The organism is Brevibacterium sp. Z349TD_9, assembly GCF_056173565.1.
In genome coordinates this window covers 1937575-1957179 of the sequence record NZ_CM149680.1, presented here as the reverse complement: position 1 = coordinate 1957179, position 19605 = coordinate 1937575, and the positions used below count along the sequence as shown (strand labels likewise).

Genomic DNA, 19605 nt, shown 5'->3' with positions numbered 1-19605 from the left:
ACACCAGCTCTCGCCGACGGGGCGGGTCAGACGGACTGGCCGACGTTCCAGAAGAAGTTGATGAGCGTCACGCTCGCGCCGCAGATCACCGCAGCGCCGCAGGAAACGAGGACGCCGATCTTCCCGCGCGAGGCGAGGTGCGGGTTGGAAGAGTTCGCGCCGAAGCCCCACACGATCGCGGACACGATCAGCGCGAGCACGGACAGGATCAGGCCGATGGTCATCACCGCGCCGACGATGGTGCGCAGCTGGTTGATCCCCGGCAGGCCATTGGTATTGGGGTCGATGTTGATGTCCATCGGCACCAGCAACGGCGCGGACATGACGGTAGTGAGCAGATCGAACACGGTAGGTCTCCTTGGCGACGGGCGGCCCGCCCACGAACTCGCAGACGGGGTACACGCGACAGGTGCGCGCTCGTCGCCGTCCCTGTCGGTGGCCGCCCGTAGCCTCGGAGTATCTGTGCGTCGCTCGCCCGCACGGGACCGCCGGACGAGAGGTGCAAGGAACATGAGTCAGTACGGGGTGGATTACCTCCAGCGATTGCGTGCCGCTGTTGAGAAGTTCGAGGAAGCGTTCGACGCCTGGATGAGCACTCAGGTTGAGTCGGATCACATGTCGGCGCGCGGCCTCTTTCCCACTGTGTGGACAAAGGAAGGCCAGGACCAGAGCGAGGTTCAACGGCTCGAACTCGGTGTCGCGGAGGCTGCTGGCCTGGCGGCGAGCGCTGTGTCAGTGACCGGCGCCTACATTGGGATCGCTGGTCTCGGAGCGATCGACCCGATCTCCAACTGGTCATTTATGTCTGCGCCCAAGGCCCCCATCGCGCCTCGGGATATTCGGACTACGACCGCCAACGTCAAGGGCAGGCTCGACGCGATGATCGTCGACGCCGAGTCACGTACCGACTCTGACCTTCCGACCTTCGCTCCCGCACAGTTTCACCCCGTGGTCTGGGCTGGTGCTTCCGCCCATTGGACGACGCATCAGTACCGAGTTGCAGTTCGTGAAGCAGCCGAAGGCCTCACGGTCCACTGGAAGGAACGTCTCGGCCGGAACGATGTCGATGACACGGTCTTCTGGCAGCAGACGTTATCGCCGGGCGCTCCTGAACCGGGCAAGCCGAAGCTCACCTGGCCGGGAAGGTCGGATGACAAGACGGTGAAGAGCATGCGCGGCGGTCTTGAACCGCTCGCTAAGGCACTCAACGCGCTGGCCACTGGTCTGAACCTCACGGTCCGCAACGTGACGACGCACACGCGCACCGAACTGTCCGAGCAGGAAGCGATGGAGCGCCTCGCGGCATACAGTTACCTCGCGCGCCTGCTCGACCAGTGCGAGACAGCGAGCGCCGACGCGGAGGAATCAGACCGATGACCGCGAAGCCGCAGCTACAAACTTGAACCGACTGTGAGTAGCCAGTTCATCCAGGCCACGCCACCTCCGGCGAGGACGGCCGCGCCGACGGAGACGAGGACACCGATGCGGCCCTTGCTAGCTGTGGCGTAGTTGCCGTGGGCTGTCGCGATGGCCCAGACGATCGCGGAGACGATGAGCATGAGGACGGCCACGATCAGGACGAACGTCAGGAGCGCGCCGACCACGGCGCGGAGGTCGCCGATGCCGCCGAGCCCGTCGAAGTCGGGGAAGACACCCATCGTCGATCACCCCACCTTGACGGTGACATGGAGGTGGTCGTAGTGGCCGCCGGTGATGGAGGCGGGGTCGTGCACCCCTCCGCCGTTGTATGGCCGCCAGCCCTCGGCGTCACGGGCGACGGACCAGATTTGGCCTTGCCAGATCAGGTACTCGACGCCGAGCACGTCGGCGTTGTCCTCCATCCAGTTGGTGACCTTCCAGCCGGCGTCGAGCTGGGCCGGGGTGGGTCGCTGGCCGATGCGGTTGCCGAAGGTGATGTCGCAAGCACTGCCGAGGGGATGCTCGGACTTCGTGCCGGGGCGGGGCGAGTAGCAGCCCCAGCCGGTGTCGGGGAACGCTGCGAGGGTCTGCTGGTAGAGGTGGAGCATGCGGGCGGTGATCTTGCCCGAGCTGGTGGGATCGTCGACGAGCCGGTCGGGGTCTCCATCGACACCGGTCGGCGCACCAGCAGTGTTGTTGCAGGCGGCGGGTGATCCGCTGGTCGCCGTGGGCAGGTTCGCAGCCCCGTGCTCATTGAGCCAGGCGGCGGCGTCGATGGCTTCCCCGTTCGTGCCGCCGGGCCGGACCTCGAAGTGCAGATGTGCGCCGGTGCTCATGCCCGAGGAGCCGACATCGCCGATGTGCTGCCCTGCGCTCACACGGTCTCCGCGGCGGACGTGGATGCCGCTCTGCCACATGTGCGCGTAGGCGGTCGCGACGGTCTGGCCGTCGATGGTGTGCTCGATGACGATGAGGCCGCCGTACCCGCCGGTGAACTCCGCGACGGTCACGGTGCCGTCCGCTGCGGCGAGGATCGGCGTGCCATCGGGCGCTGCGAAGTCGGTGCCGGTGTGCATCTTCCGTTCGCCCGTGATCGGGTGCACCCGCATCCCGAACGGCGAGGTCAGCACCCAGGTGCCCTCGGGCAGCGGGAACACCACACGCGACGACGACACCGCCGGGCCGCCCGCGCCGCCAGCGGGACTGCCTCCTCTGGTGAGGGCGGCGAGGACGCTGTCGGCGACGGGCGCGTAGTTGCGGTAGCGGTCGGGGTAGGCGGAGACCTCGACGGCTTGGGCGGCCTCGCCGGGGTCCATCTGTTGCCAGCCGGGGATGTCGAGCAGGCCGCGCGGTGAGGGGTAGTTCGGTCCTGTCGGCCCGCCGAAGAACGCCCGCGCCTGATAGTTCGGGTCCATCAACTCTGCGACGGTGCCCCATCCCGATTGTGGGCGCATCTGGAACAGGCCGAGTGAGTCGTGGTCGCCGCCGTTGCCGTCGTTCGGGTAGTTCGCCGACTCGGGGTAGGCGCTCGTGTTGGTGAGCATCCGCAGCGTGGACTCGGTGAGCGCGGCCATCAGCGCGATCTTGATTCCCGGGCGGCCCACGTCGGTGATGCCGTTGCCGACGGCGATGATCGTGGCCGCGTGCGTGAGCTGCTGACGATTCAGCGTGAAGGTCTCGCCGTTCGCGGTGGTCACGGTGAGCGAGTCCAGGATCGGGCCGAGGTTCACGCTCCCGGCTGGAGTGGCGCAGTAGGCGGCGGCGGGGTTCATCAGCACCCCGATCCCGAGGAGCGCGGCGGCGGGGGCGAAGAACAGCAGCGCCAGCGCTGCGATGGCGGCTTTGCGGAACACGACGACAACCCCTTCAACGCAGCGGATTGTCGAGCTGCGACAGCCGCAGCAGATGGCAGGTCGGATAAGTCGGTGCGCAGACGACGAACACGGTGAACGCGACCGGATGCTCGCTGGTGACCGGTTGGCCGTTCCAGACCCCGGCACGGTGGCGAGTGCCCTCGATCGTGACGGCCGTCGTTCCTGCCGCGAGCTGTCCTGGCTGGGCCCGCGCGACGGCGTCGGCCCAGGCGTCGGGGACGTACGCGGTGTCGATGGTGAGGTGCTGGCGGGTGGCGTATTGCCGCAGCTCGATCCAGGCGTCTCGGGTGGGGAGGTAGACGGCTACGTCGGAGGCGAGCCCGGCTTGCTCGTCGCCGCTGGGGTCACCGACTGCGAGGATTGCCGAGGTGTAGTCCAGCGGCCACAGCCCCGAAGCGGTGTCCCACGCGAACAGCGTGGACGCGACACCTTGCGCGAAAGTCGCAGGATCGGCCGAACGCGGAACTGCTGGAACCCGCGGCGGCGTGGGCGTGCTCGGTGCCACGGTCGGCGGTGCTGTGGTGACTGGGCCGGGCTCCGGGTCGTGCTGGGGGCTGGTGTTGTTGCGGGGGCCGGTGAGGAGTCCGTAGACGCCGATGCCTGCTAGGAGCAGCAGGACGATGCCGGCGGCGATGAGGGCGACGAATCGGCGGCGGTTCCGGGCGTCGGTGGGTGCAGGGCTCATGCCGAGCAGGTGCGCACCCGGCACCTGTGCCCGTGGTCAGAGTGCGCGGAGGCGTGGCCGCTCCGTCATGCCTTCGCGGGCGGCTCGGAGTGCGTCGACGAATCGGAGGGTGCCGTCGGTGGTGGTGAGGAAGTTCTCGAACTGCTCGTCGGTCAGTTCGGCGGCGAGTGTGTCGGCGTCGTAGTGGGTCCACCAGTTCGTCAGTTCGCCCCAGGTCTGGACGAACGCGCGCAGGGGGTAGCGGACGGGTTGCCCGTCACCGGTGACGAGCGGCAGTGGTCGCGGTGGTGTGCGCTTGCCCTTCTTGATCGACTTCGCCTGGGCCACGGCTGCCTCGGCACGGGCATGCAGCTCGGCCTCGCGCCGCTCCCGCTCGGTGGTGTCGGCATCGCGGATCGCCTGGTAGATCGGATGCACCGGGTCACCGGCCTCGATCCGCTCCAGCCCGGCGGCGGCCTCGGCGCGCAACATCTCGGGCTGGGCGGGGTTGTTGGCGATGTCTTCGAGGTAGCCGATCTTCTCCAGTGTCGTGTGCGACGCACCGCCGGGAATCATCGCCGCCGCTTGCTCCCGCGCATCCCCGAGCGCGCTCGACGGTCCCGCAAATTTTGCGGGACCGTCGTTTCCCGGCTGGTTCTCGCTGCTGAACTGGGTAGCGGACTTCCGGCGGGCAGCGTCCTCGGCCATGACCTGCTTGATCTCGCGGTAGAGGCCGGCGGCTTCGAGCTGGGTGTAGGGCTTGTGCAGCATGTTGTCGTCCTGCTCGGCGAGGAGCTGCCCGAGCCGGTCGGACAGGCCACTGCGAACCCACACGTTGACGGTGCGCCAGCCGAGCTTCTTGATCGCGGCCAGGCGTCGTGCTCCGCACACGAGTACGCCGTCAATGGTGATCGTGAGCGGTTGCAGCAGGCCGTCGCGTCCGATGGATGCCGCGAGGGCGTCGATGTCGCCGAGATCGGCGCGGTGCCGTGTGCCGACGAGGATCGAATCGACGGTACGGTCGAGCTGGATGCTGCCGACCTGTGGCTCGGTCACGACGACTCACCGCCCCCACCGCCCGGAGCAGCCAGTGCGAGCGCGAGGATCAGATCGTCGTCCCGGAGCAGCAGGTCGAGGGTCTCGCCCAGCAGGAGCCGGAGCAGGATGCCGCGGCCGCTGCTGGTTGCGACGTAGGCCGGGTGCGGGTTCCCGAGTAGCGCTTTCAGCAGCGTGGCCCAGGAGCGGCGCGGCAGGTCGAGCAGTGCCCGCGCGTGCCGGTCGCGGCGCAGCGCCTCGTAGGCAGACTGTCGGGTTCCGGCCTTCATCAACGCTCCACAGATGTGCTCGACCGCGGCCCGTGCGGTGTCGGTCGGCCAGTCGAGCAGGCACAGCATCGCGATGGCGTCCTCGGCCGCCGACCCGGCGGACATGCACGCCTGCGCCGACCCGAGACTGTCGCGCGGCTCCGGTTCGAGGTCACTGGGACGCATGTCAGTGGTGTGGAACGCGGGATGGTAGTCGGCCAGTGCGGTATCGCGTTCGGAGAACCGTTCGGGATCGTGGAACGCCGAGACGTGCGCGCGGCGCGCCTGGTGCACCGAGCAGAGCAGCCCTTGGGCGCGTTCCTCGTAGACGCAGGTGATCCGCACGGCGTGGGTGATGATCGCCCACGGATCGTTGGCCTCGCGGGTCGAGCGGTACTGCATCGCGTCGAACGCCGCCGTCACTGCTTCCCAGGTGTCGAGCTTGTGCTTCCTCGCCAGAGCGCGGTACTTGTCGGCGGCGAACTCCATCAGGTCGCGGGCTACCGGGTCGTGAACCCAGGCATCCTCGCCGCCCTCGGCGAGGCGATTGAGCAGGGCGCGCACGCCCTCGCTGGTGGTGAAGTCCTCACCCCCGCGGTCTGGCGGCTGCGCGGTGTTGGTGCGGGTTGGTGTGGTCATGGTGTCGGCACCTCCTGGCAGGCAGGTGCGCACTCGCTCCCAGGAGTGCGTCCTGCATGCCGATGCCGTCGCAGCCATGACCTCTCACCGCCGTCAACTCATCGAGACCCCGGAGCGGGACACTTGCGAGGCAGGCGCGGTGCTGCGCCCGAACGCCGAGATCGGAGGCAGTCGCCGGGCACGGCCCCCGAGACGACGAACTGCGGCCCCGAGCGGGGTGCCAGTACGGCGTGCCAGCTCGGCCTGGAAGTCGAGGCCACGGCCGGCTGCGTGCGCGGAGTGCCGGGCGATCAGGTCGGTGGGGCGTACCCACTCCACGCCGCGCCCGCGAACGATCGCGTGCTGCTTGTCGTCGCGGGCGACCTGCGCTGCCTGCACCGCCTCCGGCGTGCTCGCCGGTTCGACTGGCTCGGGGCGCTCCCGCGGCTCCTCGAGGACCAGCCTCGCCGGATCGGGCCTTACCGAGTCGGTGTGCTGCGCGTTGTCGCTGGTGTTCATGGGGTCGTCTCCTCCCGCTCGTCGGCGGTGTCATTTGTGTCAGTCAGGTGTGCGACGGCGAACCAGCGGCCTACGGTCGAGGGATGCACCCCGAGTTCGCGGGCGATCCGCTTGTTCGACCAGCCCGCCTCCCGCAGCTCCCACCCCAGCGCCCGCCGATCCACCACACCATCGTCGCGACGGTTCGGTTCCGGCTCGCCAGACGGCAGCGCTGGCATCGACTCCGCAGCGACCGTCGGACGCGAGGCGGCAGGTTGCGTGTCGGGGTCGGGTGTGCGGGTGAGGATCACTGTCAGGTGCGTGATGGCGAGCAGGACGACGGGCGGCACGGCGGCGACCGAGGCCGCGAGCATCCTTGGGACGTCGGCGTCTGCGGCCACGACGGCGTGAATGGCGTTCGCCGTCACCGACACGAGCGCGCCGCCGACCAACAGCGCCCACGGATACCAGGCCGAGTGCTGCCCGGCGAGTGCGACGACGGCGACCGTGGCGACGACAATGATGCCGTCCACGATCAGCGGCCACGCCCACGCCTGCCCCGCCCCGATCCCGGAGCGAGCGGCCAGATCGGCCAGCGACGTGAACGACAGCCAGAACGCCCCGGCGGCGATGAACACCGTCCCCGCGACCGCCGTCATGGCGGCCCAGCGCCGTCCTTCCGATTCACGCCTCACAACCCAGCCCTCCCAAGGGCTGGGGACGGTGGGCTCGCCGAGTAGCCGAACCACCGATCCGCGCTCTGCATCCGGCGGCCTGACGTGGCCTCCGATGGAGGCTGGGTGGCGCGGTAGGCCGAGCGCACCGTCGTGGCGATCTCGCGATCGCCCAGACCCGCCGACTGTGCCGCAGCACCCAGGGCATCGAGCGCGTCGGCGGCTGAGACACCGTTCTCGGCGAGGCGGCAGGCGGCCCAGAACAGGCCCCGGTTCCGCTCGCCCTCGCCCCGCCTGGCGACCCACGCCGCCAGCCGCTTCCCATCCACGGCGACCGAGGTGTCGTTGGCGCGTGGTCGGGTGACGGGGCGCGGGTCGAGGAAGTCCCGCAGGCGGGTCGCGTCCACCGTGCCCACCGAGTGCGCAGCGATGTCGGCGACCTCGTAGCGGCGGACGTTGCCGTCGATGATTCGCCGGGAAGGCGAAGCGATGATGTAGCCGCCGTCGCCCCGGAAATCGACGCCCACGTCAGCTGCCTGCCACGACCGCTGCTCCCTGCCCTGTGTCGCCGGGAAGTACACGTGCGCGCCACCGGTGGGTGTGCGCACCAACAGACCCGCTCCATCGACGAGCCCCGCCTCGGAGGCGCGCTCGAATGCCGCGCGGCCATCGTGGGGGCCATGGACATCGACATCGACGACGACAACGCCCGATGCAGCGCCTGTCGGGATGCTGATGTTCGCGTCCGGTGTGCGCGACCACCACGCCGCGACCTGTTCCGGGTCGCTGCTCGCATCGAGGAACCCACGACGGGTCAGCGGACGCTTCCCCTCGACCAGACACGGGAACACGGGCACGCCGGCCGCCGCGAGGGCGCCCGCGGCGAACGCCAGGCTTGGCGCGCGATCCACGCGAATCAGCGCCGCGAGGACATCGATTGGCTCGGGCATCACAGCACCCGCCCCGACAGCGCCGGCACCGGCGCAACACGCGGACGATTCGCCTCCACCGCAGCCGCACGGGAAGTTCGCGGACTGGGGGCGTCGCGTTCGAGGCCGGGCGGGGTGCCGTCGCCGACCTGGAGCGTGTCGAGCTGGTCGAGGATCGCCAGCGCGGTCTTCCGCACCCGCTCGCCGGTGCCCTGCACCACCTGGGCGGGCTCTTGACCGTCCACGCGGGTGGCCCAGGTCGAGACGTACGGGATCGTGTACCGGGCGGTGTCCATGCCGTGCGCGGCGCCAATCATCAGCGCGACGGACTCGGCTTCGACCTCGCGGATGCCGCGATGCTGCCGCGCCTCTTCGTCGTCGGGATCGTGCATCAGCACGTGCGCCAGCTCGTGCGCGAGGGTCTTGACCTGCGCGGCAGGGTCCATGTTCTCCCTCACCGCAACCGTGCGCGCCGCGTAGTCGGTCATGCCGTTCGCGCCGGAGATCATCCCCTCGTGCGGCATCCGCAGCACCTCGAACCCCGCGCCGCGAATCTGCCCGGCCAGCCCCTCCCACAGCCCCGTCGGTGCTTCGCCTTCCAGCAGCGTCGGAGCGGGCGGCACCGGCAGCGGCTCGCCGTCGGTCTGGGAGGCATCCCACACGTAGGCCGGCCTGGCCCCGACCATCCGCGAGCGCACCACCTCGCCGGCCTTCGGCTTCTCCCTCGGCCCGAGTCGTCGCCACGATCCCGCATCGGCAGGGGTCGCGGTAGCGAACCGGCCCGTCACGGGCGCGAAGATCATGTACCCCAGCTGGCCCTTCATCACCTGCCGCCCGAGCCCTTGCCACTGCCGGTATCCGGCGACCAGGGTGGGGAAGGGTTCTGGCACCCGGCCCGCCTCGTAGGCGGCTTCGTGCTGCACCCAGATCAGCATCGTGTTGTTGAACGACCGCGACCGGAACCGTGCCGCGAACGCGAGCGCCTGCCGCCAATCGTCACCCGAGACCAGCGACTCGACCGCTCCGGTCAGCTTCTCGTGCAGCTCGTCGAGCTTCGCCTCTCGCGCCGCGCGGGCGTCCTCGTTCGATGCCATGCTCTGGCCTCCTCTTCGGCGGGCCGCGACGCAGCTGCGCGCGGCGGTACACCTGGCAGGTAGGCGCGAACACCCGCGCCCGAAACGTGAGCTGGACATCGTTCACCTCCTTGAGGCAGCCCAAGCCGAGACCGGGACGCCTACATTGAGCATGCTCAAATGTCCCAGAGTCCTGTTCTAACATCGACGTTGAGCATGCGCAAGCCTTGATTTGTGCATGCTCAACAAGTACGGTTGAGCATGCACAACCACCCTCCGGGTGGCCCACATCGATGCCTTGCCCGTCGCGAAGGGAAGGGGGTCAGCCACCATGACCGAAGACGAGAGCCAGGCTGCGGCCGAAGACCTCGCCAAACGTCTGCGGCTCCTGATGGATGTCGCCGTCGCCGAGTCCGGCACGGAGCCGACCTACTCGCAGATCGCCGGCTACCTCCAAGAACGAGGCACCAACCTGTCGCGGTCGCGCTGGACGTACATGGTCAACGGCCACCGCTACGTCCAAGACCCCGCCGTCTTCGAAGGGCTCGCGGAGTTCTTCGACGTGGACGCCGCGTTCCTGCTCGGCGAGGACGGTGCTGCCACTCCCGAGAAGGTCTCTGCCCAGCTCGACCTGGTTCGGTCCATGCGTGTCGCGAAGGTGAAGTCCTACGCTGCCCGCACCCTCGGCGATATCTCGCCGAAAGCACTCCACGCCATCACCAAGTTCCTGGACGAGGAAATGACACACATGCCCGAGCACTGACCGGTACCGCGCGACGGAGCCGCCACCGGTCCCTGCTCCCTACAGAGAAGGGGCGAACCGTGAACATCGAACAGACCGTATCGGCGGCCGTCGCGGGCCTTGAGCTCGGCAACACCTTCGCCCTTGACGATCTCCTCCACACCGTCCAAGACCGGCGGCACCGTAGGCTCCGCGTCGTTGAACTCGCCGGCCTCGACACCCACGATGGCCTCTGCGCGCTCTGGCTCTCCACCGATGCCGAAGACGTCGTGCTTCACGCCCGCAGCGACTCCGCGCTGCATCGCCAGCAGTTCGTGCTCCACGAGCTCGCCCACATGATCCTTGGCCACGGCGAAGGCGACGACTGTGCAGTCGGGGAAGCACTGCTGCCCAACATCCCGCCGTACACCAGAGGTCGCCTGCTCAGGCGGCAAGACCTCGACAGCGAAACCGAGATCGCCGCCGAGTCCCTCGCCGACCGGCTCGCCGCCGGCATCCGAGGATCGGTGTTCGCAGAGTCCAGATACTCGGAGATATTCGGATGATCCAGACGCTCGTCGCAACGCTCATGTGGGCGCTCGTGGCGAGCCTGCTCATCTTCCGACGCAAACGCACCGACCGAAGCATCACCTACGCCGCCCTCACGATCGCCATCGCGATGACGCTCAACGTGGATGCCGCCTACAGCGCCGTCGATCGACTGCTCGGTGGCACCAACCTCGCCACCCTGATCGCGGACGCGCTCCTGATGACCGGGCTGTTCTTCCTCGGCCGCGGCGTCATGAAGACCGGCGAGTACCGGCCCAGGCTCGTCCGAGCCGCCGTCGGCATCCCCGTCCTGCTCGTCGCGCTGCTCGCGATCACCGCATCGTTCCTGCTCATCGACCGCGGCACCACTACCACACGATTTATGATCGACCTCGGCGCACAGCCAGCGGCGGCGGTCTACTCGATCATCAACTTCATCTACTGCCTCGTCATTGTCGTGGCGATGCTCGTCCTCGCCATAAGGCAGTACCGGCACAGCACCGGCATCCAGCACCTCCCCGCGGCACTGTTGAGCCTGGGCTCGGCGTTCGGCGTCGCGCTCTGCCTCGCCGTAATCGTGATGGACATTGCCCACGCCACCGGCCATCTCGACCTCATGCACACTATCCAGTCCGCCTACGATCCGCTCTCCGTCCTGACCTTCGTGTTCCTCTGCGCCGGGTTCGCGATCCAGCCTGCCGTCCGTCGCGCTCAGCACCACGCCCGGCAGAGGCAGACCGTCGCCCTCACAGCGCAGCTGGAGTCGCTTTGGCACCAGGCGACGCGCGCACGGCCCGGGCTGAGCCAGGCCGACCCCCTCGCCGCCAGTAGCGAAGACCCCGAAGGGCACCTCCATCGAGTGATCGTCGAAATCCGCGACGCGATGATCGACCCCCGCATCACCTTCGACATCGACGCCGACGACCGCGACCTGCTCGAACGCGCCGAGAGCCACCTCGTCGGAAGCGACAGCGCCCTCGCGGCGACCTCGCCCGTTCCCTACGTCGAGGAGCGGGAGTCGTGATAGGCCGCATCGCTCTCGGCGCTGGGGCCGCGGTGGCAGCGGCTGCCTGGGTCGGCTGGGCCATCGCGCGGCGGCTCACCGCACCCGTCGGCCCACGAATATTCGACCTCACCGTTCGAGGCGTCGAGCACGCCGACGACGGCGACCTGATCGTGCTCGACCGCACCGACCAGGCCACCGCGCCAGGCATCTACAATCTCTGGTTCGAGCACGGCGGCTGGGCGCAGCTCTCCGCAGATACCGTCGATCGCGGACCCACCCGCGTCGCTCGCAGGATCACGGGCACCACATCGGGTTTCACTCCGAAGACCGGCGATTGCGCCTCCTGGAGCGGCATCTACTACGCCACCCCAGCCGACGCCGGACTCCGCGCACGCGACATCACCATCACGACCCCCGCAGGACCATGCCCGGCCTGGCGCATCGACGGAGACCTCGCGACCTGGGCCATCCACATCCACGGCCTCGGCAGCACCCGCGCCGGCACCCTCCGCGGCGTCCTCGCCGCAACCGAGCTCGGCTACACCTCCCTGCTCGTGAGCTATCGCAACACCGACGAAGGGCCACGAGTCGGCACCGGCCGGACGACCCTCGGCTACGCCGAGACGAGCGACGTTGACGAGGCCATCGGATACGCCGTCCGACGCGGAGCGCAGCAGATTGTCCTGTTCGGCTGGTCGATGGGTGCCGCTGTCGCTCTCCAACTCGCCGACCACCCGCGACATCAGGGACTGATCGCTGCGCTCATACTCGACTCCCCAGTCCTCAACTGGACCGAAGTCATCAAGACCAACTGCGCCCGCAGCGGATGGCCCGCAGCAGCCGGGCACCTCGCGATCCCGTGGCTCACCCTCGACCCACTGGCACGCACAGTCGGCCTGCCGGGACGCATCCCACTTCCCACCTTCGACTGGACATCCCGAGCCGTAGAGCTCGACACGCCGACCCTTATCCTTAACGGCAACCGAGACGACTCCGTGCCGATCCGGCTCGCACAAGCACTCCGAAACGCTCGCCCGGACCTCGTCGAGCTTGAGACCTTCGATGCCGGCCACACCCTCTGCTGGAATAGCGATCTGGACCGCTGGCAGAACACAGTGACCGCCTGGCTCAAGGTGCGCATCCCACGCTGATCGGCAGAACGCAGCGGCCACTCTCGAAACCCGTCTCGTTCGGCCACGCCCGGAGAAACCCAACTCAAGCCGTACCTCAGCCGGTATGATCGTGGGTGTTGGCCTGCCTGGGCCATTGAGCGAGGGAGGACCAACGTGGCTGAGCCGTGGCTGTCCGCAGACGACATCGCCGCCCACCTCGGGGTCACCAAAGACACCGTCTACACCTGGATCGCCGAGAAGGCCATGCCCGCCCACAAGGTCGGACGCCTCTGGAAGTTCCAAGCCAGCGAGATCGACGACTGGGTGCGCGCGGGTGCGGCGGCCAGTGACCAAGAGCTCCCCGTAGCCCATCCCAGTGTCGGTGGTCGCTCCTACGCTCATGACAACGACGAGCACGGGGAGGGGTGAAGATGAACCTGAAAGACGCCCAGCGCTTGGTGAGGTCCAAGCAACGCGTTGCGGACCACGGCGAGGTGTTCACGCCGGCGTGGATGGTCGAGGACATGCTCGACCTCGTTAAGCACGAGTCTGAGCGGATCGACTCCCGCGTGCTCGAACCCGCCTGCGGCTCGGGCAACTTCCTCATCCCCGTCCTGGCTCGCAAGCTCGCCACGGTCGAGCTTCGGCACGGCAAGAGCGACTTCGAGAAGCGCCACTACGCATTGTTCGCGCTGATGTGCACCTACGGGATCGAGCTTCTCGCAGACAACGCCGAAGAGTGCCGCCACAATTTGGCCGAGGTGTTCAACACGTTCTTGGGTATCGGCAACGATGACCAGTGGGCGCGAGCGGCCCGCGCGGTTCTCGCCGTGAACATCGTCCAGGGCGATGCCTTGACCATGACCGTGCCCAGCGGCCAGCCGATCACCTTTCCTGAGTGGGGCTACCTCGGCAAAGGCAAGTTCCAGAGGCGCGACTTTCGCTACGACGACCTCACTCAGCGCGCCTCGTACGAGGGAACCCTATTCGGCGAGCTCGATGACGAGGACCTGTTCGTCCCCGCGCAGACTTACCCGACGATGACCGTCAGTCAGATCGCCGAGGCCGCCGCGTGACCATTGCACCTTTCACCCTCCGAGGGCACAACCCGGATGTCTTGACGTGCATCGCGAACCTCTCCAACGATGAGGTCTTCACCCCGCCGGAGTTCGCGAACCAGATGCTCGACACGCTTGCCGTCGCGTGGGCAGACGCCAACGACGGTGCCGACATCTGGGGCAACCCCGATGTCACGTTCCTCGATCCGTTCACCAAATCCGGTGTGTTCCTCCGCGAGATCGTGCGCCGGCTCACCGACGGACTGATCCTGACGATCCCCGACCTCACCGAACGCGTCGATCACATCCTCACCCACCAAGTGTTCGGCATCGGGATCACCCAGCTCACTGCGCTGCTCGCGCGCCGGAGCGTCTACTGCTCGAAGTTCGCCAACGGCCCGCACTCGATCGCTAGGTCATTCACGACCGAGGACGGCAACATCTGGTTCGAGCGCACGGAGCACACCTGGGGCGGCGGGAAGCGGGAGTTCCGTGCTGATCCACTGAACAGCGAGGAAGTCGCCGTCTATACCAACCGCAAGTGCATCTACTGCGGGGCGGGCGAGGATGACTACGCCCGTGGTGACGACCTTGAGACTCACGCCTACGCCTTCATCCATACCGACGACATCAAGGCTCGCATGGGTGAGCTGTTCGGAGACAACATGCAGTTCGACGTCATCATCGGCAACCCGCCCTACCAGCTCAGCACTGGCGGTCACGGTGTCCAGGCCCGCCCGATCTACCAGCAGTTTGTCGAGCAAGCCAAGAAACTTGATCCTCGCTTCCTGACGATGGTCGTTCCATCTCGCTGGTTCTCGGGTGGCATGGGGCTGGATGCGTTTCGAGAGTCGATGCTGAACGACGACCGCTTGCGTTCTATCGATGACTTCCTTAGCGCCGCAGATGTCTTCCCTGGTGTCGGTCTCAAAGGCGGCGTCTGCTACTTCCTTTGGGAGCGTGACCAGCCCGGCTCATGCCAAGTCACGACACATTTCAATGGATGGGAGGACTCCACAGCGACTAGGCCGCTTCTCGAAGCTGGTGCCGACGTATTCATCCGTTTCAACGAAGGGGTGTCGATCCTCAAGAAGGTGATGGAAGTCGAGACGGGAAGCAGCGACTCGGTGCTGCTGCCCGAAGGGAAGCGATTCATGGAGCTCGTGAGTTCCATTGGCGCTTACGGGCTCGACAGTACGTTTCGAGGTCGGGACCGACGATCCCCGGGCGACCTCGCCGTGTACCGGAACGGAGGCGTCGGGTACATCGCACGCTCGGAGGTTCTCAAGGAGCAGCATTCGTTCGACAGCTGGAAGGTCTTCATTGGACGTGCGGCCCCCGGCACTGGCAACAAAGACACGTACCCTCACCGCATCATCAGTACACCGTTCTTGGGTGAGCCAGGGTCTATCTCATCTTGGACCTACATGTACATTGGCCCGTTCGGTAGCAAGCGTGAGGCAGAGAGCGTGCTTTCCTATCTCTCATGTCGCCTGACTCGCCTCTTGATCCTTCTTCACAAGCCTTCACAGGACACCACGAAGCGCGTATACACCTTCGTCCCAGTCCAAGACTGGAACCAGACGTGGACTGATGAACTCCTATATGAGCGATACGGACTCTCGGATGAAGAGATCGCCTTCATCGAGAGGGTGGTTCGCCCGATGGATTTGAGCGTAGATGAGTAGAAACATCGATGAGCTTCTCCCAGAGAAGCCGGAGGCACGACTGCGTATCTATGCATGGTCGGCGAACGATCCACCAGCGGGATACGCGGGACTTCTCAAGGTGGGACAGACGACGAAGGCGGATGTGAACGCGCGCATCCGCGAGTCTCAGGGGCAGATGCAGCAGGCGTACACGCTCCACGTTGACGAACTCGCCGAACGAGGCGACGGGACGGTGTTTCGCGACTCAGATGTGCGTCAACGGCTGATCGACAAGGGCTTCGAGAACCCGATCTTCGGCTCTGCGCGAGAGTGGATGCGCTGCACTCCCGACGATGTGCGCACGGCGATTACAGAGCTTCGCACTGGCGTGAAGCTTAGCGGCACCCACCACGAGACGTTCCCGATGCGCCCGGAGCAGGCCAGCGCCGTGGACAAGGCCAAGGGCTACTACGAGTCCATCTGGGCCGAGGACTCTCACGCGGTGCCACGGTTCCTGTGGAACGCCAAGATGCGCTTTGGGAAGACCTTCGCCTCCTACCAACTCGCGAAGCGGCTCGGCGTCAAGCGTGTCCTCGTGGTGACCTTCAAGCCCGCAGTGGAGGATGCCTGGCAGACCGATCTGGAGTCTCACGCCGACTTCGACGGCTGGCAGTACCTCTCCTCGGCCACCGGGGGCAGCCCGGATGAGGCGGACAAGACTCGGCCACTGGTCTACTTCGGTTCGTTCCAGGACCTGCTCGGGCGAGATCGGAAGACCGGCCTCATCAAGGCGAAGAACGAGTGGGTTCACACCACCAACTGGGACCTTGTGATTTTCGATGAGTACCACTTCGGTGCGTGGCGTGAGTCGGCCAAGGAGTTGTTCGAGGGCGAGGACGAGAAGGTCAAGCAGAAGGAACTGGCCGCAGAGTACAACGATGGCCTCGTGGCCTTCGATGAGGAGCTTGACGAGCTCGGCAACGATGAGGACGACTTCCTGCCGATCACAACCCGCGCCTACCTGTACCTGTCGGGCACGCCGTTCAAGGCGCTGGCAACCGGTGAGTTCATCGAGGAGCAAATCTTCAACTGGACCTACACCGACGAGCAGCGCGCCAAGGCCGAGTACGCCGTCGCGCATCCGGACGCGTGGAACCCGTACGGGGCACTCCCGGAGATGCGCCTGTTCACCTACCAGATGCCTGACGAGCTCATCGCCGTCGCGAACCAGGGAGAGTTCGACGAGTTCGACCTCAACGAGTTCTTCGAGGCAAAGGGCATCGGCCAGGACGCCGAGTTCACGCACAAGACCGACGTTCAGAAGTGGCTCGACCTCGTCCGCGGCGCTCACCTGCCCACGCAGGTCGACGCGATACGAATGGGCACCCGCCCGCCATTCCCATACTCCGATGTCCGGCTCCTGCCATACCTGCAGCACTCGTTCTGGTTCCTACCCAATGTGGCTGCCTGCCAGGCGATGGCCAACCTGCTCGCGGAGAAGCAGAACGTGTTCTGGCACGACTACAAGGTCCTCGTCGTCGCAGGCACCGGCGCGGGCATCGGGCTGGATGCCCTTCCACCGGTGCGAGCGGCGATCGGCGACGGCCACGATACGAAGACCATCACGCTGTCCTGCGGCAAGCTCACCACGGGCGTCACCGTCAAGCAGTGGTCCTCGATCCTGATGCTGCGCAACCTCAACTCACCCGAGACCTACTTCCAGGCAGCGTTCCGCGTGCAGTCACCGTGGTCGATCAAGAACCCCGACGGAGACAACCCGAGCGCCGAAGCAGTCCTCAAGCCCGTGTGCTTCGTGTTCGACTTCGCGCCAACTCGCGCGCTGCGTCAGATCGCCGACTACGGTGCGGGTCTGTCGCCGGAGACGCCGAACCCGGAGCAGGCGGTCGAGGAACTCGTGAAGTTCCTGCCCGTGTTGGCCTATGACGGGTCGAACATGACCCAGGTCGATGCCGGCGGCATCCTCGACATCGCCATGTCCGGCACGTCCGCGACCCTCCTGGCCCGCAAGTGGGAGTCCGCGATCCTCGTCAACGTGGACAACGACACCCTGCGCAAGATCATGAACAACCCCGACGCCCTCAACGCCGTCATGAACATCGAAGGCTTCCGCGCGCTCGGCAACGACATATTCGAGACCGTCGTGAACAAGAGCGACGCCGTGAAGAAGGCGAAGAAGGAGAAGGGCGAGGACATCACTCCGGCGGAGAAGAAGGAACTCACGGCGGAGGAGAAGGAGTACAAGTCCAAGCGGAAGCAGATTCAGGAGAAGCTGGTCAAGTTCGCCACCCGCATTCCAGCATTCATGTACCTGACCGACTTCCGCGAGAACACGCTCCAAGACGTCATCACTAAGCTCGAACCCGGCCTGTTCCGTACCGTCACCGGGCTGACCGTCGAGGACTTCCACCTGCTCGTGAACCTCGGCGTCTTCAACGCGACCCACATGAACCAAGCAGTCTTCGCCTTCCGCCGCTACGAAGACTCGTCCCTGTCCTACACCGGCATCGAGTCCCACAAGGGCCTGCGGCATTACGGCCTCTACGACACCGTGGTGGCCGTAGACGACGACGCCATCGCCTGACCACCTGCCAGCCCGACCGAGAGAATCCGCATGTCCTTCCAGACCCCGCGCAGCATCGAGGAGATGCTGACCGCTATCCACAAGCGCGAGTACCTGATGCCTGCGATCCAGCGAGAGTTCGTCTGGGGCGCCGATCAGATCACCAAGCTCGTCGACAGCCTCATGCGTGGATACCCCGTCGGGTCCTTCCTGCTCTGGGATGTCAAACCCGAGACTGCGCAGTCGTACACGTTCTACGAGTTCCTCACGAACTACCACGAGCGCGACAACCCCTACGCGGACAAGGCAACGGTTCCTTCGGGGAACGGCACGACGGCAGTGCTCGATGGACAGCAGCGGCTCACCTCACTGAACATCGCGCTGTACGGCAGCTTCGCGGAGAAGAAGAAGTACGCCTGGTGGAACAGCGCCGATGCGTTCCCCGTCAAGCGCCTCTACCTCAACCTCGTCGACGAGCCCGACGTCGAAGAGCTCGGCACCAAGTACGACCTACGGTTCCTCACCGACCGGGAGGCCGCCCCGGCGGACGGCGAGGCTGACAAATGGTTCCGGGTAGGCGCGGTTCTCGACCTCGCCAACGCTGGCCCTGCGATCATGCGGGAACTGGAGCAACGGGGCATCGCCGGATCGGCTGACGCGTTCCAGCGGCTCTACGACCTGTACGAGGCGGTGCGGGTTCTCAAGCCGATGAACTACTTCCTCGTCACCGATCAGGACGCCGACAAGGTGCTCGAAATCTTCGTCCGCGTCAACAGCGGCGGCACCACACTCTCGTACTCCGACCTGCTGCTGTCGATGGCCACGAACCAGTGGCAAGAACTGGACGCCCGTGAGGAAGTCCGCTCGCTGGTCTCCGAGATCAACAGCAACGCCGGACGCCAGTTCTCGTTCTCCAAGGACGTGGTGCTGAAGACCGCGCTGACGATCGCGGACGTGGACGTGCGATTCAAGGTCACCAACTTCACCCAAGGCAACATGGCTAAGGTGGAGGCCGCGTGGCCGCAGATCAAGGGTGCGTTGCTGCGTGCTGCGACGTTGCTTCAGCAGTTCGGATACAACGAACGCAATCTCACCGCGAACAGCGTGATCGTCCCGGTCGCGCACTACCTGCACTTGCGGGGTGCAGGCGACTCCTACCTCGACTCCACTGCGGACGCTGCCGACAGGCTCGCCCTCCAACGATGGGTGACCCGCTCGCTGGTCAAGCGTGGCATTTGGGGGTCGGGGCTCGACACCCTGCTCACCCGCATCCGCGATGTCCTTCGGACCAACTCGGCGTGTGGCTTCCCGGTTGCGGCGGTCGAGGAGGCGATGGCGGCCGTCGGCAAGAGCCTCGCGTTCGACAACGCAGAGATCGACGAACTGCTCAACCTCAAGTACGCCGGCCAGCGGACGTTCTCCGTCCTCTCGGTGCTGTACCCGGGACTGGACCTGAGCAAGAAGTTCCATGAAGATCACATCTTCCCCAAGTCCCGGTTCACCAAGAAGAAGCTCCTCGACGCCGGGGTCCCGCTCGACAGCATCGACGACTACCTGGCTGCCGTGAACCTCCTGCCGAATCTCCAGTTGCTTGCTGGGACTGCCAACATCGAGAAGCAGGATGGCCTGCCCGCAGAGTGGATCGACACCGCCTTCCCGAGCGAGGACAAGCGAGCTACCTACCTTGCCGAGAACGACCTCGACGGCCTTCCGCTCGACTTGGCCGACTTCACCTCGTTCTTCGAGCAGCGCAAGCAGCGGGTCCGAGCTCGCCTGCTCGCCGCTCTGGGAACGGCACCGGGGGCACCGGACGACGCGGCGCTCTCATAGCCCACGTGACAGAGCGGACACAACCTGGAGGGGTAACACTCCGTTG

The 19605-nt window shown here is 66.4% G+C and carries 20 protein-coding genes; 10 read left to right on the top strand and 10 right to left on the bottom strand.

The window, feature by feature from the left end:
- Window positions 1-26 precede the first annotated feature (26 nt).
- The gene (locus AC0VYB_RS09150; RefSeq protein WP_227007205.1) at window positions 27-323 is read right to left on the bottom strand and encodes a DUF6112 family protein; all 297 of its coding nucleotides are present in this window, start codon (window positions 321-323) and stop codon (window positions 27-29) included.
- Between the two features lie 187 nt (window positions 324-510).
- Here AC0VYB_RS09150 and AC0VYB_RS09145 point away from each other — a divergent pair, with 187 nt between their 5' ends.
- The gene (locus AC0VYB_RS09145) at window positions 511-1377 is read left to right on the top strand and encodes a TIGR02391 family protein (RefSeq protein WP_259801154.1); all 867 of its coding nucleotides are present in this window, start codon (window positions 511-513) and stop codon (window positions 1375-1377) included.
- A gap of 14 nt (window positions 1378-1391) precedes the next feature.
- Here AC0VYB_RS09145 and AC0VYB_RS09140 read toward each other — a convergent pair whose 3' ends face one another.
- The 9 genes from AC0VYB_RS09140 to AC0VYB_RS09100 form a co-directional block, all read right to left on the bottom strand.
- Window positions 1392-1658 carry a DUF6112 family protein gene (locus AC0VYB_RS09140; RefSeq protein WP_026926270.1) on the bottom strand — a complete coding sequence of 89 codons (267 nt, stop codon included), beginning with the start codon at window positions 1656-1658 and terminating at the stop codon, window positions 1392-1394.
- Between the two features lie 6 nt (window positions 1659-1664).
- On the bottom strand, window positions 1665-3272 hold the full coding sequence (locus tag AC0VYB_RS09135; protein WP_475384653.1) for a M23 family metallopeptidase: 1608 nt from the start codon (window positions 3270-3272) through the stop codon (window positions 1665-1667).
- A gap of 13 nt (window positions 3273-3285) precedes the next feature.
- On the bottom strand, window positions 3286-3978 hold the full coding sequence (locus AC0VYB_RS09130) for a hypothetical protein (RefSeq protein WP_475384652.1): 693 nt from the start codon (window positions 3976-3978) through the stop codon (window positions 3286-3288).
- Between the two features lie 36 nt (window positions 3979-4014).
- The gene (locus AC0VYB_RS09125) at window positions 4015-5013 is read right to left on the bottom strand and encodes a ParB N-terminal domain-containing protein (protein ID WP_475384651.1); all 999 of its coding nucleotides are present in this window, start codon (window positions 5011-5013) and stop codon (window positions 4015-4017) included.
- A complete protein-coding gene (locus tag AC0VYB_RS09120) occupies window positions 5010-5900 on the bottom strand; it encodes a hypothetical protein (RefSeq protein WP_475384650.1) in 891 nt (296 codons plus the stop codon). Before AC0VYB_RS09120 ends, AC0VYB_RS09125 begins: the two co-directional genes overlap by 4 nt.
- A gap of 93 nt (window positions 5901-5993) precedes the next feature.
- A complete protein-coding gene (locus AC0VYB_RS09115; protein ID WP_144588144.1) occupies window positions 5994-6398 on the bottom strand; it encodes a hypothetical protein in 405 nt (134 codons plus the stop codon).
- On the bottom strand, window positions 6395-7036 hold the full coding sequence (locus tag AC0VYB_RS09110) for a DUF2637 domain-containing protein (protein ID WP_144588146.1): 642 nt from the start codon (window positions 7034-7036) through the stop codon (window positions 6395-6397). Before AC0VYB_RS09110 ends, AC0VYB_RS09115 begins: the two co-directional genes overlap by 4 nt.
- A 32-nt stretch (window positions 7037-7068) precedes the next feature.
- A complete protein-coding gene (locus AC0VYB_RS09105; RefSeq protein WP_409048317.1) occupies window positions 7069-8001 on the bottom strand; it encodes a bifunctional DNA primase/polymerase in 933 nt (310 codons plus the stop codon).
- A complete protein-coding gene (locus AC0VYB_RS09100; protein ID WP_259801025.1) occupies window positions 8001-9074 on the bottom strand; it encodes an ImmA/IrrE family metallo-endopeptidase in 1074 nt (357 codons plus the stop codon). The genes AC0VYB_RS09105 and AC0VYB_RS09100 overlap by 1 nt, the downstream gene beginning before the upstream one ends.
- A gap of 310 nt (window positions 9075-9384) precedes the next feature.
- Here AC0VYB_RS09100 and AC0VYB_RS09095 point away from each other — a divergent pair, with 310 nt between their 5' ends.
- The 9 genes from AC0VYB_RS09095 to AC0VYB_RS09055 all read left to right on the top strand — a co-directional run bounded on the left by AC0VYB_RS09095 (window position 9385) and on the right by AC0VYB_RS09055 (window position 19559).
- Window positions 9385-9816, top strand: a complete 432-nt coding sequence (locus AC0VYB_RS09095) for a hypothetical protein (protein WP_293787884.1) — start codon at window positions 9385-9387, stop codon at window positions 9814-9816.
- 59 nt (window positions 9817-9875) lie between these two features.
- Window positions 9876-10340, top strand: a complete 465-nt coding sequence (locus AC0VYB_RS09090) for a hypothetical protein (RefSeq protein WP_293787885.1) — start codon at window positions 9876-9878, stop codon at window positions 10338-10340.
- Window positions 10337-11347: an MAB_1171c family putative transporter gene (locus AC0VYB_RS09085; protein ID WP_475385255.1), complete on the top strand. Its 1011-nt coding sequence runs from the start codon at window positions 10337-10339 to the stop codon at window positions 11345-11347. Before AC0VYB_RS09090 ends, AC0VYB_RS09085 begins: the two co-directional genes overlap by 4 nt.
- Window positions 11344-12480 carry an alpha/beta hydrolase gene (locus AC0VYB_RS09080; protein ID WP_475385254.1) on the top strand — a complete coding sequence of 379 codons (1137 nt, stop codon included), beginning with the start codon at window positions 11344-11346 and terminating at the stop codon, window positions 12478-12480. Before AC0VYB_RS09085 ends, AC0VYB_RS09080 begins: the two co-directional genes overlap by 4 nt.
- A 135-nt stretch (window positions 12481-12615) precedes the next feature.
- Window positions 12616-12870 (top strand): helix-turn-helix domain-containing protein, encoded by a 255-nt coding sequence (locus tag AC0VYB_RS09075; protein ID WP_475385253.1) that lies wholly within the window; start codon window positions 12616-12618, stop codon window positions 12868-12870.
- 2 nt (window positions 12871-12872) lie between these two features.
- Complete coding sequence (locus AC0VYB_RS09070) at window positions 12873-13517, top strand: N-6 DNA methylase (protein ID WP_475385252.1); 645 nt, start codon at window positions 12873-12875, stop codon at window positions 13515-13517.
- Window positions 13514-15187 carry an Eco57I restriction-modification methylase domain-containing protein gene (locus tag AC0VYB_RS09065; protein ID WP_475385251.1) on the top strand — a complete coding sequence of 558 codons (1674 nt, stop codon included), beginning with the start codon at window positions 13514-13516 and terminating at the stop codon, window positions 15185-15187. Before AC0VYB_RS09070 ends, AC0VYB_RS09065 begins: the two co-directional genes overlap by 4 nt.
- Complete coding sequence (locus AC0VYB_RS09060) at window positions 15180-17750, top strand: DEAD/DEAH box helicase family protein (protein ID WP_475385250.1); 2571 nt, start codon at window positions 15180-15182, stop codon at window positions 17748-17750. Before AC0VYB_RS09065 ends, AC0VYB_RS09060 begins: the two co-directional genes overlap by 8 nt.
- A gap of 30 nt (window positions 17751-17780) precedes the next feature.
- Complete coding sequence (locus AC0VYB_RS09055) at window positions 17781-19559, top strand: DUF262 domain-containing protein (RefSeq protein ID WP_475385249.1); 1779 nt, start codon at window positions 17781-17783, stop codon at window positions 19557-19559.
- Window positions 19560-19605: the final 46 nt, after the last annotated feature.